Annotated in this window: 11 protein-coding genes; 8 read left to right on the forward strand and 3 right to left on the reverse strand. The window is 72.5% G+C overall.

Going from position 1 to position 14,423, the window contains the following annotated elements; genetic code table 11:
* Positions 1–86: 86 nt before the first annotated feature.
* From ACFFIC_RS07610 to ACFFIC_RS07630, 5 genes are read left to right on the forward strand one after another with little or no spacing between them, the layout of a single operon-like run.
* A complete protein-coding gene (locus tag ACFFIC_RS07610; protein ID WP_377049570.1) occupies positions 87–1,184 on the forward strand; it encodes a COX15/CtaA family protein in 1,098 nt (365 codons plus the stop codon).
* The gene (locus tag ACFFIC_RS07615; protein WP_377049571.1) at positions 1,181–3,373 is read left to right on the forward strand and encodes a PAS-domain containing protein; all 2,193 of its coding nucleotides are present in this window, start codon (positions 1,181–1,183) and stop codon (positions 3,371–3,373) included. The genes ACFFIC_RS07610 and ACFFIC_RS07615 overlap by 4 nt, the downstream gene beginning before the upstream one ends.
* Complete coding sequence (tldD, locus tag ACFFIC_RS07620; protein ID WP_377049572.1) at positions 3,370–4,806, forward strand: metalloprotease TldD; 1,437 nt, start codon at positions 3,370–3,372, stop codon at positions 4,804–4,806. Before ACFFIC_RS07615 ends, tldD begins: the two co-directional genes overlap by 4 nt.
* 12 nt (positions 4,807–4,818) lie before the next feature.
* Positions 4,819–5,538: a TSUP family transporter gene (locus tag ACFFIC_RS07625; RefSeq protein WP_377049573.1), complete on the forward strand. Its 720-nt coding sequence runs from the start codon at positions 4,819–4,821 to the stop codon at positions 5,536–5,538.
* A complete protein-coding gene (locus tag ACFFIC_RS07630; RefSeq protein ID WP_377049574.1) occupies positions 5,535–6,005 on the forward strand; it encodes a GNAT family N-acetyltransferase in 471 nt (156 codons plus the stop codon). Before ACFFIC_RS07625 ends, ACFFIC_RS07630 begins: the two co-directional genes overlap by 4 nt.
* A gap of 463 nt (positions 6,006–6,468) precedes the next feature.
* On the opposite strand, the gene ACFFIC_RS07635 is transcribed toward ACFFIC_RS07630, so the two are convergent.
* Positions 6,469–7,812, reverse strand: a complete 1,344-nt coding sequence (locus ACFFIC_RS07635) for a glutamate--cysteine ligase (protein WP_377049575.1) — start codon at positions 7,810–7,812, stop codon at positions 6,469–6,471.
* A 198-nt stretch (positions 7,813–8,010) separates the two neighbouring features.
* On the opposite strand from ACFFIC_RS07635, the gene ubiA reads away from it, so the two are divergent.
* From ubiA to ACFFIC_RS07650, 3 genes are all read left to right on the forward strand, one after another.
* Positions 8,011–8,946: a 4-hydroxybenzoate octaprenyltransferase gene (gene ubiA, locus ACFFIC_RS07640; RefSeq protein ID WP_456306928.1), complete on the forward strand. Its 936-nt coding sequence runs from the start codon at positions 8,011–8,013 to the stop codon at positions 8,944–8,946.
* A 14-nt stretch (positions 8,947–8,960) separates the two neighbouring features.
* Positions 8,961–9,602 (forward strand): class I SAM-dependent methyltransferase, encoded by a 642-nt coding sequence (locus tag ACFFIC_RS07645; protein ID WP_377049576.1) that lies wholly within the window; start codon positions 8,961–8,963, stop codon positions 9,600–9,602.
* 122 nt (positions 9,603–9,724) lie between these two features.
* Positions 9,725–10,171 carry a response regulator gene (locus tag ACFFIC_RS07650; protein WP_377049577.1) on the forward strand — a complete coding sequence of 149 codons (447 nt, stop codon included), beginning with the start codon at positions 9,725–9,727 and terminating at the stop codon, positions 10,169–10,171.
* Here ACFFIC_RS07650 and ACFFIC_RS07655 read toward each other — a convergent pair.
* Together ACFFIC_RS07655 and treY are read right to left on the reverse strand one after the other, a co-directional pair.
* Complete coding sequence (locus ACFFIC_RS07655) at positions 10,115–11,545, reverse strand: sensor histidine kinase (protein ID WP_377049578.1); 1,431 nt, start codon at positions 11,543–11,545, stop codon at positions 10,115–10,117. The genes ACFFIC_RS07650 and ACFFIC_RS07655 overlap by 57 nt on opposite strands.
* Positions 11,546–11,621: 76 nt before the next feature.
* Positions 11,622–14,420 (reverse strand): malto-oligosyltrehalose synthase, encoded by a 2,799-nt coding sequence (gene treY, locus ACFFIC_RS07660; protein WP_377049579.1) that lies wholly within the window; start codon positions 14,418–14,420, stop codon positions 11,622–11,624.
* Positions 14,421–14,423: the final 3 nt, after the last annotated feature.

Raw genomic sequence — 14,423 nt, forward strand, 5'->3', positions numbered from 1 at the left:
GTCGCCGCGCACCCCTTGCCCGGCATGGCCGGTCATACTTCCTTGAGGGTGCCGATCGCCAACTCAGACCCCATCTTCCGGACACCATGCCCTTCGACGCCCAGGCTCCTTATCTCAGCACGGCCGCCGCCCCTGCCGGCCGCTCCCGCGCGGTCGCGATCTGGCTTTTCGCGGTCGCCGCCATGGTCTGGATCATGGTGGCCCTTGGTGGCGCCACGCGCCTCACCGGCTCTGGCCTGTCCATCATGGAATGGGCCCCCTTCCGCGGCACCCTGCCGCCGATGAGCGAGGCGGAGTGGAACCGCCTGTACGACCTGTACCGCACCATCCCGCAATACGAGCTGGTGAACCGCGGCTTCGGGCTGGAAGGCTTCAAGGGCATCTTCTGGCTGGAATGGTCGCATCGCCTCTGGGGCCGCCTGATCGGCCTGGCCTATGCCGGTGGCCTTGCCTGGTTCTGGCTGCGCGGCGCCATTCCCCGCGGCTATGGCGGCCGCCTGCTGCTGCTTCTGGCGCTCGGCGGGCTGCAGGGGGCGGTGGGCTGGTTCATGGTCGCCTCGGGCTTCGAGGCGGACCGCACGGCCGTTTCCCCCTGGCGCCTCGTGATCCACCTCGGCCTCGCGCTGTTTCTTTTCGCGATGCTGCTCTGGACCGCCCTGACCCTGATGCGCCCGCACCGCGACGCACCCCCCGCGGCCGCGCGGCTGCGGCCGCTGGCCCATGCCACCGCCGGGCTGGTGGTGCTGACCATGCTGGCCGGAGGCTTCGTGGCCGGCATCCGGGCGGGGCTCGACTACAACACCTTTCCCCTCATGGCCGGCCGGATCGTTCCAGAAGGCTATGGCGCGCTGAGCCCCTTCGCGCGCAATCTGGTGGAGAATGTCGCCACCGTGCAGTTCAACCACCGCCTGCTGGCAACCCTGGCCGGCCTCTCGGCCCTCGTGCTGGCCGCCCTCGCGCTCGCCCGCCTGCCCGCCGGCGCGGCGCGCGGGGCGGCGCTCGGCTTCGCGGCGGTGGTGATGCTGCAATACGGCCTCGGCGTGGCCACCCTGGTCAACGTGGTTCCGGCCTGGCTCGGCACGCTGCACCAAGCGGTGGCCGTCGCGGTGCTGGGCTCTGCCCTGGTGCTGCTGCACAGCCTTCGCGCGCCCCGCCCGGAGCGGGCGGCAAGGCAGATGGAGTGAACGCCGCCCTTCTCGTCGACAGCCCGCTCCGGGCTGTGCTGGAGACGCTTCCGGCGGGCATCGCGATCTATGACCCGTCCGCCGCCCTGGTTTATGCCAACAGCGCCCTCTGGTCCCAGGCCGGGGTGGATGCCCCTGCCCTTCCCTTCGGCACGCCGGCGGCCGAGGTGATGGTGCTGCTCTCCCGGGGCGGCAGCGGGGGAAGTTCGGATGCGGGGGAGACCTTCCGCAATGCCGCGGGCCGCTGGCACCGCGTGACCACCACGCCGTTGCCCGGGGGCGGCTTCGTGACCTTCTCCGTGGACATCACCGGCCAGCGCGGGCAGGGCCCGGCGGAGACCGCCACCCTGCTGGCAACCATCCTCGACCGCCTGGACATCGGCATTTCGGTGAGCGGCGAGGGTCAGCGCCTGACCTACTTCAACAAGGCCTACTCCACCCTCGTGGGCGCGGATCCCGCCGCGGTCCGGGTGGGCGTGACGCGGGGCGAGCTGTTCCGCCACCTCAGCGACCGGGGCGAGCTGGCCGGCCTGCGGCCGGACGAGATCGCGGACTTCATGCAGAGCGGCGTGCGGGAGACCAAGGTCTTCTGGCGCCACCGCAACGACGGCGCGACCATCTGGATCCGCGCCCGCCCGGTGCCCGAGGGCGGCGTGCTCACCGAGGTGATCGACGTCACCGCCCTCCGCCAGGCCGAGAAGGCCGCGCAGGACCGCGCCGCCCTGCTGGATGGCGTCCTGGCCGCCCTGCCCCACGGCGTGTGCGTCTATGGGCCGGACCGGCGGGTGCGCATGGTCAACGCCGCCTACCAGCAGATCATGGCGGGCTCGGAGGTCGCGGTGGGCGAGCACCACGCCGACATCGCCGCGCGCCGCGTCGCCTCCGGCGAGTACGGCGCCGACAAAGAGGTCGCCCGGCGGCTGATGGAGGACGACTTCGTCAAGCCCCGTGCCTACGAGCACACCCGCGCGCGGCCCAACGGCACCATCGTCTCGGCCCGCATCGTGCCCCTGCCCGATGGCGGACAGGTGGCCGTGATGACCGACCTCACCGCGCGCATCCATGCCGAGGGCCAGGCCGAGCGCCGCGCCGCGACGCTGCGCGCGATGCTGGACAACCAGCCCGACGGCGTCGCCCTGTTCGACGCCGACGCCAACCTGATCGCGGCCAATGCCCTGGCCGCGCAGATGGTCGGGCTGACGGTGGAGCAGATGGCACCCGGCCGCCACCTGCTGGAGCTCCGGGCACTGCAGGCCCGGGTGGGGGAGTTCGGGGCGGGCGAGACGGACGTGCAGAACTTCGTCGCCTCGCGCGGCGAGACGCTGCTGGAAACCCGGAGCCGGTATCTCCGCCGCCGCCCCGACGGCACGCTGCTGGAGATCCGCACCGACCTCACCCCCGATGGCGGCTTCATCCGCACCTATCGCGACGTGACCGAGGAGCGCCGGGTCCGGGCCGAGCTGGAGGCCGCGCGCGACGCGGCCGAGGCGGCGTCCCGCGCCAAGTCCGGCTTCCTGGCCACCATGACGCATGAGCTGCGCACGCCACTGCACGCCGTGATCGGCTTCTCCGAAGCGATCCTGGATGAAACCCGCCCCGAGGTGATCCGGGACCACGCCGAGGAGGTCCTGGCCGCGGGCCGGCAGCTCCTGGGGCTGGTGGACGGCCTGCTGGAGGCGACCCGGATCGAGGCCGGCACGCTTTCGCTCCGCGGCGCCGTCTTCGACCCCGTTTCCGTGCTGCGCGCCGCGGGCAGCACCCGGCGGAAGGCAGCCCAGGAAGCCGGCATCGCCTTCGCTCTGGATGTGCCGGACAGCCTGCCGCCCATGCGCGGCGACCCCGCCCGACTGCGCCAGGTGCTGGACGCGCTTCTGTCCAATGCCGTGAAGTTCACCCCCAGCGGGGGCCGCATTGTGCTCTCCGCCGCACCCGACGACGATGGCGGCAGCACCGTTGTCCTCACCGACACGGGCATCGGCATGGCACCCGGGAGCATTTCCCGCGCCTTCGAGGCCTTCACCCAGCTCGAGGCCGGGCTGGACCGCCGCTATCCCGGTTCCGGCCTGGGCCTCTACCTGGCCCGTGCGCTCACCAGCGCCATGGGCCTGGACCTGACGCTCGACAGCACGCCCGGCCTGGGCACCACAGCGCGGCTGGCCATTCCGGCCGCCGATGAGGTTCCGACATGAGCATCGACACCCCCCTCGACGCCACCGCCCGGCTTTTCTTCCGGGAACTCGACGGCGCGGAGGCCGCCCGCATCACCGCCGACGCCCTTTCGGGGGCGGAGGACGGGGAACTGTTCCTCGAATACCGCGAAAGCGAGATGCTGAGCCTGGAGGATGGCCGCATCCGCTCCGCCACCTTCGACACCCAGCGCGGCTTCGGCCTGCGCGCGGTGCGCGGGGCGGCCGCCGCCTATGCCCATGCCGGCGAGGTGAACGCCCCCGCCCTGAAGCGCGCCGCCGCCGCCGTGCGCGGCCTGCCGGGCGAGGGCGGCATCCGCGTGGCCGAACCGCCGCGCGCGACCAACGCCCGCCTCTACGATTCCGCCAACCCGCTGCACGCCATGGACTTCCCCGCGAAATCCGCCCTGCTGGCCGAGATCGACGCCTTCGCGCGCGCGCGGGACCCGCGCGTGGTGCAGGTCATGGCCTCGCTCTACGGCGAGTGGCAGGCGGTGCGGATCCTGCGCGGCGACGGGCGGGAGGTGGCCGACCTGCGCCCCCTGGTGCGGCTGAACGTTTCCGTGGTGGTGGAGGCCGATGGCCGCCGCGAGACCGGCAGCCACGGCATGGGCGGCCGCTTCGGCTATGACCGCGTGCTGGGCGAGGCCTCCTGGAAGGGCGCCGTGGACGAGGCGCTGCGCCAGGCCGTGCTGAACCTGGGCAGCGTGCCGGCGCCGGCCGGGGAGATGGAGGTCGTGCTCGGCCCGGGCTGGCCGGGCATCCTGCTGCACGAGGCGATCGGCCACGGGCTGGAGGGCGACTTCAACCGCAAGGGCACCTCGGCCTTCGCCGGGCTGATGGGCCAGCGCGTGGCCAGCAAGGGCGTGACGGTGGTGGACGACGGCACCATCCCCGACCGGCGCGGCTCGCTGACGGTGGACGACGAGGGCACGCCCTCCGGCCGCACCGTGATGATCGAGGACGGCATCCTCACCGGCTTCATCCAGGACCGGCAGAACGCCCGGCTGATGGGCGTCGCCCCCACCGGCAACGGCCGCCGGCAGAGCCACGCCCACGCGCCCATGCCGCGCATGACCAACACGGTGATGCTGGGCGGCGAGTTTGCCCCCGAGGAGATCATCCGGAGCGTGAAGCGCGGCCTCTATGCCGTGAACTTCGGCGGCGGGCAGGTGGACATCACCTCCGGCAAGTTCGTGTTCAGCGCGAGCGAGGCCTACATGATCGAGGACGGGAAGATCGGCGCCCCCGTGAAGGGCGCGACCCTGATCGGCGACGGGCCGAGCGCGCTGACCCAGGTTTCCATGATCGGCAACGACATGGCGATGGACGCCGGCATCGGCACCTGCGGCAAGCAGGGCCAGGGCGTGCCGGTGGGGGTGGGCCAGCCCACGCTCAAGATGCGCGGGCTGACGATCGGCGGCACGGCGGTCTGACCGGGGCCGCCGATGCCGGGGCTGGAGCTCCAGCAGTTCCTGCTCGCCACCCTCGTGATGGCCGCGGCGAGCATCGTGCAGCTTGCGGCGGGAGTGGGGGTCGCGCTGGTCGGCGCGCCCCTGCTGCTGGCGATCGAGCCACGGCTGATGCCCGTGGCCTTCTCGGCGGCGGTGATGGTGCTGCTGTTCGGGCAGTGGCGCGCGAATGCCGGGGCGGTGCCGAGCGGGCTGCTCGCGCCCGCCGTCGCCGGCATCGTGGTGGGCACCGGCATCGGCATGGCACTCGCGGCCACCTGGCCTTCCCTCGCCTCGCGCCGCGGCTGCGGGGTGGTGATCCTGGTGGCCGCGGCCCTGACGCTCCTGGCGCCCAGGATCACGCCGCGCGCTCCGGCGCTGGCTTCCGTGGGGCTCGTGTCCGGCGTCATGGGCGGGCTGGCGGCGGTGCACGGGCCGCTGATCGGCCTCGCCGTGTCTCAGCTTCCGGCCGGCGCGGCGCGCGGCTTCCTCGGCCTGTTCTGGCTGATCGCGCAGGGAACCATCCTGGTGCTGGCCGTGCCCGCCGGGCGGGCCGACTGGAACACGCCGCTGCTGGCCCTCTCCCTGCTTCCCGGCGTGGCGCTCGGCGCGGCGCTGTCCGGCCCGGCGCGGCGCTGGCTCACCGGGCCGCGGCTGCGGGCCGGGATCGTCACGCTTGCCGCGGTGGCCGGTAGCCTGCTGGTGGCGGCGGGATGAGCGCTCTTCGCCCCGCCCGGCCGGAGGAGGCAGAACTCCTCCACGCGCTCGTGCAGCGAGCCTATGCGCCCTATGTGCCGCTCATCGGCCGCCGCCCGGCGCCGATGGACGATGACATCGCCGCCCGGATCGCCGCGGGGCAGGCGCATGTGCTGGAGCGCGGCGGCGCGATCCTGGCCCTGGCGGTCATCGAGGCGCGGCCCGGCCACCTATGGATCGAGAACCTGGCGGTGGAGCCCGCCGCGCATGGCCAGGGGCTGGGCCGGGTGTTGCTGGCCTTCGCCGAGGCCGAGGCGCACCGCCTGGGTCTGCCGGCCCTGCGGCTGCTGACCAATGCGCGGATGGAGCGCAACCGCGCCATCTACGCCCGCGCCGGCTTCACCGAGGTGAGGGAATCCGAGGAAGGCGGCCTGCACCGCGTCCACATGTGGCGGGGACTGGATGGCACGGGGGAACCGGCCCCCTGACGGCCGGCGCCGGCCTCAACGCAGAAGCGCCGCGATCACCACGTAGACCAAGGTCCAGAGCATCCCGGAGAGGGCGAGAATGATCCCCACGCAAAGGCTGACATTGAGACGGGAGTGAGATGCTTTCAAACCCAGGGACTGCCCGCCACGGTCCATCGCGTAAGGGTACGAACCGGAAACTATCATGGAAGCGCTCTCCCTGTTTCGGTCAAACAGTCAATGCATCAACCTAGCCAAGGTTTGCACTCCGCAATGTAAGGTTGTGTGCCACGCACTTGCGAACACCTGCGGTGGTGGATCAAGATTGGTGCCTAAGCCTGTGGCGGGCCTTGAGGTTGGCCCCGCAAGCCAGTCCCCCTGGGGCCGCTCCCCTCACGAATGGACCACAGGCACTCCGGCACTTCGGGCCATCGCCCCATACCGGCCGGGGGCGAATCGGGCGGGGTGACGCGGGCGCGCCGCCCTAAAGCTCCGCCTCCCCGAAGACCTGCGACACGTCCCCGCCCCAGGCTTCCGCGTTGCGGCGCAGCCAGTGGTCCGCCTGCGTCTCGCCCGAAACCGCGATGCGTTCCAGCGGCTCCAGGAAGCGCTCCTCGCCGTGTCCGCGGGCCCGCAGCCCTTCCCGCGCGATGGTCAGCACCTCGCGCGCCACCTCGCTCAGCGGAACCTCCCCGATCACGGAGTCCAGGGCGCGCGTCGGCACGTCCGCGCGCAGCGCGTGCAACTGCGCCACCGACCAGGGCCGCACCAGGGCGGCGGCCGCCTTCAGCGCGGCGTCGTCGTAGAGCAGCCCCACCCAGAAGGCCGGCAGCGCGGAAACCATGGCGGCCGAGCCCATGTCGGCGCCGCGCATCTCCAGGAAGCGCTTGAGCCGCACGTCCGTGAACACGGTGGTCACGTGGTCCGCCCAATCCCCCATGGTGGCCCGCACGGCGGGATCGGAGGGAAGCCCCTTCGCCATGAAGTCGCGGAAGGTGGTGCCGGTCGCGTCCACGAAGCGGCCGTCGCGCATGACGAAGTACATGGGCACGTCCAGCACGTGGTCGGCGAAGCGCTCGAAGCCGAAGCCGTCCTCGAAGGCGACCGCCGGGATGCCCGTGCGGTCGGGGTCGGTGCGGGTCCAGACATGGCCGCGCAGCGTGCGGTAGTTCGTCGCCTCTCCCTCCCGGAAGGGCGAATTGGCAAAAAGCGCCGTGGCGAGCGGCTGCAGCGCGAGCGAGACGCGCAGCTTCTCCACCATGTCCGCCTCGTCCCCGAAGTCGAGGTTGGCCTGCACGGTGCAGGTGCGGAGCATCATGTCGAGACCCATGTCGCCCACGCGCGGCATGTAGTTCCGCATGATCGCGTAGCGGGTCTTGGGCATCCAGGGCATCGCCTCCCGCGTCGCCAGCGGGTGGAAGCCCAGGCCCGCGAAGCCGATGCCCAGCGGCTCCGCCACCGCGCGCAGGTCGCGCAGGTGGTCGTCGAGCTCGGCCGCGGTTTCCACGACCGTGGCCACGGGGGCGCCGGAGAGCTCGAACTGGCCGCCCGGCTCCAGGCTCACGCTCGCCTCGCCGCGCTTGAGGCCGATGAGCTTGCCGTTGTCCTCGATCCGCTCCCAGCCGCGGGCCGTCAGCCCCTCCAGCAGGGCGGCGATGCCGGCGGGCTCGTAGGCGGGGGGAAGAAGGGTCTCGCGGTGGAACCCGAACTTCTCGTGCTCCGTGCCCACGCGCCAGGCCGCGCGCGGCTTGCTGCCGGCGGCGAACCAGCCGGCCAGGTCACGCGCGGATTCGATGGGCGTGAGGTCGGCCTCGCCAGGGTTAGACATTCTGCGTTCTGCTCGTCCATTGGGTTGGCCAGGTCGCCACGGATCGCCTGGACCATCCCAGCGCCGAGACCGCCACCGTTTCACCCGGAAGATTCGGGAATAGGGGCGTTCCACCGCAACAAAGGGATGAGGTGCCGGTTGGTCAAGTTCCGGTGCCGTGAACCCTGCGTGCGCCGCCCTGTCGCGCCGGAACCCAGGCTGGACACCCGGCCCGATCCGTCCGAAGGGAAGCGGGTGGCGCCCCATACCGACATCCGGCGCGAAGGCCTGTCCGGCTGGCTGCCCGCGGCCTTCGTGCCCTATGCCCTGCTGATGCGGCTGGACCGGCCGATCGGCTCGTGGCTGCTTTTCCTGCCGGGGCTGTGGGCCTTCGCGGCGGCGGCGCCCTCCTGGGGTCGGGGCCTCTGGCTGACCCTCCTGTTCGGGCTGGGCGCGGTTGTGATGCGCGGCGCCGGCTGTGTGGTGAACGACCTCTGGGACCGCGACCTGGACCGCCGGGTGGAGCGGACGGCCGGCCGCCCGCTCGCCTCCGGCGCCGTGTCGGCGCGCCGGGCACTGCTTTTCCTGGTCGCGCTTTCCGTGCTCGGGCTGGCCATCCTGCTGCAACTGCCGCGCACCGCCATCTGGCTCGGTGTCGCGTCCCTCGTGCCCATCGTCCTCTATCCCCTGGCCAAGCGGGTGACGGACTGGCCGCAGGCGATGCTCGGCATCGTCTTCACCTGGGCGGCCCCCATGGGCTGGGCGGCGGCGACGGGGGCGCTGTCCGCCCCGGCCCTGCTGCTCTGGGCGGCGGGCTTCGGCTGGACCCTGGCCTATGACACCATCTACGCCCACCAGGACCGCGAGGACGACGCGCTGGTGGGCATCCGCTCCTCCGCCCTCACGCTGGGGGAGCGCACGCGGCCCTTCCTGGCGCTGGCCTTCGCCGGCTGCATCGCGCTCGTGGCCATGGCCGGGCTCCGCGCCGGGCTGAACCCGGTCTTCCTGCTCGGCCTCGCCCTGCCCGCCGCCCATTTCGCCTGGCAGTGGCACCGCCTGGACATCCACGACCCCGCCCTCTGCCTCCGCCTGTTCCGCTCGAACCGGGATGCGGGGCTGCTGATCGCGCTGGCGCTGCTGCTGGGCCGGCTGTGACGGGCGACGGGGGCATGACCCCCGCGGCCTTCATCCTCGCCCACACCGCGATCGCCCGTCCGCCGCTCGTGCCCGAGATCCCGCTGCACCTGGCCACAGAGATCACGCCGATCTGGCAGGCCACGGAGTTGTGGCTGGAGGAACGCGGCATCGAGCCGCCCTTCTGGGCCTTCGCCTGGCCCGGCAGCCAGGCCCTCGCGCGCTGGATCCTGGACCAGCCCGCCCGTGTCGCCGGCCTGCGGGTGCTGGATTTCGCGGCGGGCGGGGGCCTCGCCGGGATCGCCGCCGCCCTGGCCGGCGCCGTCTCCGTGGAGGCCGCCGAGATCGACCCCCTGGCCCATGCCGCCACGCGCCTCAACGCCACGCTGAACGGTGTCTGCATCGCCGAAGCCCACGGGGACGTGGTCGGGGCTCCCGGCCGATGGGACGTCATCCTGGCGGGCGACGTCTGCTACGAGGCGCCGATGACCCGCCACATCCTGCCCTGGCTGCGCCGCCTGGCGGCGGAGGGCGCGCGGGTGGTCCTGGCCGATCCCGGCCGCGCCTATGCCCCGCGCGAGGGGCTGGAACTCCTGGCACGCTTCACCGTGCCGGTGTCGCGGGAGCTGGAGGACAGCGACCACCGCGCCGTCACCCTGCACCGCGTCCTTCCCTGAGGCCGGGCACGCCGTCATCGATCACGGTGCGCCGAAATCGGCTTGGCCGGGAAACCCCTCCCGAACCGGCCTGTTCTCCCCCCATAGCGTTTGCAATACCCTCTTATGTGAATGGCCCGCCCATGTCCCAGCGTGTCCTGATCGTCGAGGACGAGATCCTGATCGCCCTTGACCTGGCCGCGGTGCTGGAAGGAATGGGGTTCGAAGTGGTCGGCACCGCCGCCGATGCAGCCGCGGCCCTGGCTGCTGCCCAGGATGGCGTCGACATCGCCCTGGTGGACGTGAACCTGCGCGACGGCCCGACCGGTCCGGCGTTGGGCGAAACGCTCGCGAAGGAATGGGGTGCGACGGTGATCTACCTGACCGCCAATCCCCGCCAGGTGGCGCCGGGTATCAGCGGACCGGTCGGCATCCTGCCCAAGCCCTTCACCGATGCGGCGCTGGACGGAACGGTGCGCTTCGCCGTGTCCCTCCGCGAAGGCCGCGCCACCCGCCCGCCGGCGGCCCTCTGCCTACTGGGCAGCGCGGCGGCGGCGTTGCAGCGCGCGTGCCGGCAGCCGGGCCTCTAGCTCCAGCCCGCCGGGGAGCCAGCGGCGTACCACCTTGCCGCCGAGCTGCCCCTCCACGCTGATGTTGGCCAGCCGGCTGCCGAAGCCTTCGTGCCCGGGCGTGCCTGACAAAGGGGGCCCGCCGCTCTCGCGCCAGCACAGCACGATCTCCCCCTCCTCCGCCGTGACCTGGATGGCCACCCGCCCGCCGGGTGTGGACAGCGCGCCGTACTTGGCCGCGTTGGTGGCCAGTTCATGGAAGATCAGGGCCAGGGGGGTGGCCGCCAGGTCGTCGAAGCCCTGGTCGGTGCCGGCGATGGTGATGCGCCCGCCGAGCGGGTCCGCCTCCGGCATCGCATAGGGCGAGAGCAGGTCCTCGAGAAACGCGAACAGGGTCGCCTGCCCGAACGCCGGGCGGCTGCCCTCGCTGTGCGGCCGGGCGAATTCATGCGCGCGGGCCAGGGCGTTGATCCGGCTGCGCAGTTCCTGCGCGAAAAGCGCCGCCTCGGGATGGCCGCGGGCGGAAAGGGAGGTGAGCGAGGACATCACCGCGAAGATGTTCTTGATGCGGTGGCTCAGCTCGTGGCTCAGGACCTCCCGCTCATCGGCCAGGCGGCGGATGTCCTGGATGTCCGTGCAGGTGCCGAACCAGCGGGTGATCCGCCCGCGCCAGTCCCGCACCGGCAGCGCCCGGCCCAGGAACCAGCGCCAACCGCCATCGGCCACGCGCAGCCGGTACTCGACCTCGTACGGATCGCCGGTCGCGAGCGAATGCCGCCACCGTTCCCGCGTCTGGGGCTGGTCGTCGGGATGGACGAGCGCCGCCCAGGCCTCTCCATCGCCTCCACCGGGCTCGAGGCCCATCACCTCGTACCAGCGCTGGTTGAAGTAGTCGTGGTGGCCGTTGGGAAGGGTGGACCAGACCATCTGCGGCATGGTGTCCGCGATGGCCCGGAAGCGCGCGTCGCTTTCGCGCAGCGCCGCCTCCGTGTCCTTCTGCTCGGAAATGTCCAGCGCGACTCCCGCGAGCCGCGTGGGCCGACCCTGGCGGTTTCGCAGCACGCGCCCGCGCAACTGCACCCATGACACGTCGCCGCCGGGCGGCCAGGTGCGGTAGGCGATGTTCAACGGTGCCCGCCCGGCCAGGGCGGCAGCCAGGGCACGGTCCAGCGCGACCCTGTCCTCGGGCACCACATGGGCCAGCAAGCCGGCCGCGGGCGCGCCCGCCCTGCCCAGTGCCGGGTCCATTCCGTGCAGGGTGCAGGCGCGGGCGTCACCGTGGATCAGGTTGGTGTCCGCGTCCCAGTCCCAGGCGCCGGCAATGCCGGACGCCTCGAGCGCCAGCGCAAGGCGCTGCTCAGCCCAGTTCGCGGGTTCGGGGGAGTCGGGCTGCACGGCCAATCCGGATCGCATCCGCGTCCGTTTTAAAGCCATTCAGGCCCGGTTTGCACCCCCGGCCTCTCAATGACCGTCATTCCGCCGAAAGCAAGGCCACCGGCAACCGCCCCAGCAGCGCGCCAACGGAAAGCGCCGCGCCGGCCTCGGGCGCGGGGCCGCCCAGCGCATCGCCGAAGCCCAGCCCGGCCAGGGGGGCGGGCAGCGGAAGGGTGGTGCCCTCCCAGGCCGCGGCCGGAACCAGGGGCAGCCCGTCCTCGCCCAGCATGCGGGCGGGCAGGCGCGTCACCACCGTGACCGCCGCGCGGCCGTCCAGGTGCCGCGCGAAGGCGAGCACATGGGCGGCCATGGGCCCCTCCGCCTCGATCGGCAGGTAGTCGCCCTCGGCGAATAGCGCGGGCTGGCGCTGGCGCAGCGCCAGGGCGCGGGCGATCACCGCGGCCTTCACCCGCCCGTCCATCCAGTGGGGCAGCAGCGCCGCCGGCGCCTCCCCCGCATCCAGCGCGGCCTCGCGCGCGGCGAAGTCCACGGGGCGGCGGTTGTCGGGGTCCACCAGGGAGAAGTCCCAGAACTCCGTGCCCTGGTAGAGGTCGGGGATGCCCGGCGCGGTGCAGCGGATCAGCGTCTGCGCCAGCCCGTTGCAGGCCCCGGCCGGGGAAAGGCGGCGCACCAGCCCCGCCACCTCGTCCCGCAGGCGGGAAGGCCGGGAGGGGTCCAGAACCGCCGTGATGAAGTCGCGGCAGGCGGTCTCGTAGGCCTCGTTCGGCACCGCCCATTCGGAGCGCCGCTTGCCCTCGCGCAGCGCCTTCTCCTGCCAGGCGGCCAGGCGCTTCACCAGTGCCTCCACCCCGGCATCGTCGGCCGGGTCGAGGTCGAGCGGCCAGGCGCCGATCATGGACTGGTAGAGCATGATCTCGTCGGTGGCGTCGGGCGCGGGCTCGCCGTCCACCTCCTTCTTCAGCACGGTGTTGAGCCGCGTCCAGCGGTTCAGCGTCGCCGCCCATTCCTCGGGCAGCTCGGACAGCACGGCCAGCCGCGCGCGGGTGTCCTCCCCGCGCTTGTGGTCGTGGGTGGCGGTGGCCAGCATCTCCCGCGGGAAGAACTTCGCGCGCTCCCGGCAGGTGGCGTGGAAGGCGGCGGGCGTGATGGCGAAGTGGGAGGGCTCCGAGCCCACCTCGTTGCGCGAGATCAGGCGGCCGTAGCGGTAGAAGGCCGTGTCCTCCACCGACTTCGCGGCCACCGGCGCGGAGAGCTGCTGGAAGCGCACGGCGGCGCGGTAGCGCTCGCGCCGCTGCTCGTGCGGAAGGTGGCGCGGCGGGTCTCCGCCCAGCCAGGAATCCAGCAGGTCCAGCAGAGGCCGCTCGGTCGCGCGCACCGTGCGCCGCGCGCCCGCCATGGCCCAGTCCAGGAGCCTCCGGTCCGCCTCGTTCCGCCCGGCCATCCCGACATAGGAGCGGTAGGCCGGGAAGTGCACGAGGACCTCGGTCAGCGCGCGGCGGATGGCGGTCAGGGTGAAGTCGCGCGTCGCCAGGTCCCGCGCGGCGACGCGGCGCAGGGCGGCGGCCGTGCCGTTGAGCTCGGAAGCCAGGTTGTAGCGCAGGATCTGCCGCCGGGCCTCGCGCGCCTCCTCGCCGAAATCGGCGGGGCGGCCGGTCTGCGCGTGCCACAGCGCGGCGAGTGGCTCGGCCCCGTCGGGGTCGTGCAGAACGGCGGAAACCTCGTCCATGAAGTTGTAGCCGGTGGTGCCGTCCACCATCCAGTCGCGGCGCAGCTTCTCGTGCGGGGCGAGGATCTTCTCCACCAGCAGCACCGGCTCACCCTTCGGCGATCCCTCCGGCCGCCGCGACTCCAACCCCTGCAGCCGGCGCCGCAGCTTGCGGCAATAGGCGCGGGGATCGGCCAGCCCGTCCACGTGGTCCACGCGCACGCCGTCGATCAGCCCATCGGCGTAGAGGCTCAGGATCAGCGCATGCGTCGCCTCGAACACCCCCGGGCGCTCGACCTGCAGGCCGCCGAGCGAGGTCACGTCAAAGAAGCGGCGCCAGTTGATCTCGTCGGTGGCCGCCCGCCACCACGCCAGGCGGTAGTGCTGCTGCTCCAGCAGCGCGTGCAACCGGGCGCGCCCGGCCTCGTCCCTCGGGTCGTGCGCCGCGATCGCCGCGTCGATCTGCGCGCGTCCCTCGGGGGTCGCGGCGTGGCGTGCCAGCATGTCGAGCGCGAGGCTCGCCGCCGCCCGCGCCGCATCGCGGTCCTCGCTGGCGGACAGCGCGCGGAAGGTCTGAGCGAGGCCCGTCAGCATCGCCTCCCCGGTGGCGGAGAGAAGCGTCGCGTAGGTGGGCGGCGCGATCGGGAAGCGGTGCTCGAAGTATTCCGCGTAGATCTTGCCGCTCTCGGGCTCGAAGTGCAGCGCGAGGTCGCCCGATTCCAGCACGGTGCCGTAGGGCGCGCCCAGGAAGGGCGCGAGCATCCGGTCCGTCAGCTCGGGGTCGGGCGGATTCCAGTCGATGTCGAAGAACTGCGCGAAGGGGGATTTCGGCCCCCATTCCAGCACGTCCAGCCACCAGCCGTTGTCCGCGCCCCCCACGCCCATGTGGTTGGGCACGATGTCCAGGATCAGGCCCATGCCGTGGGCGCGCAGCGCGTCCACCAGCCGGCCCAGCGCTTCCTCCCCGCCCAGTTCCGGGTTGATCCGGTTGGGGTCCACGATGTCGTAGCCGTGGGTCGAGCCCGGCCGCGCCTTCAGGATGGGCGAGGCGTAGAGGTGGCTGATCCCGAGCTTCTGATAGTAGGGCACCAGGGCCACCGCCGCATCCAGCGGGAAGTCCTTGTGAAACTGCAGGCGTGCGGTGGCGCGCGGCGTGGCGGGAGCGGGCATCGA

The organism is Muricoccus vinaceus (assembly GCF_042433125.1).
GTDB lineage: Bacteria > Pseudomonadota > Alphaproteobacteria > Acetobacterales > Acetobacteraceae > Roseomonas > Roseomonas vinacea.

What these genes read in the sequence shown, in the direction of transcription:
- ACFFIC_RS07610 (WP_377049570.1), top strand. Translation starts at nt 87, where the DNA reads ATGCCCTTCGACGCCCAGGCTCCTTATCTCAGCACGGCCGCCGCCCCT.
- tldD (WP_377049572.1), top strand. Translation starts at nt 3,370, where the DNA reads ATGAGCATCGACACCCCCCTCGACGCCACCGCCCGGCTTTTCTTCCGG.
- ACFFIC_RS07625 (WP_377049573.1), top strand. Translation starts at nt 4,819, where the DNA reads ATGCCGGGGCTGGAGCTCCAGCAGTTCCTGCTCGCCACCCTCGTGATG.
- ACFFIC_RS07630 (WP_377049574.1), top strand. Translation starts at nt 5,535, where the DNA reads ATGAGCGCTCTTCGCCCCGCCCGGCCGGAGGAGGCAGAACTCCTCCAC.
- ACFFIC_RS07635 (WP_377049575.1), bottom strand. Translation starts at nt 7,812, where the DNA reads ATGTCTAACCCTGGCGAGGCCGACCTCACGCCCATCGAATCCGCGCGT.
- ACFFIC_RS07645 (WP_377049576.1), top strand. Translation starts at nt 8,961, where the DNA reads ATGACCCCCGCGGCCTTCATCCTCGCCCACACCGCGATCGCCCGTCCG.
- ACFFIC_RS07650 (WP_377049577.1), top strand. Translation starts at nt 9,725, where the DNA reads ATGTCCCAGCGTGTCCTGATCGTCGAGGACGAGATCCTGATCGCCCTT.
- treY (WP_377049579.1), bottom strand. Translation starts at nt 14,420, where the DNA reads ATGCCCGCTCCCGCCACGCCGCGCGCCACCGCACGCCTGCAGTTTCAC.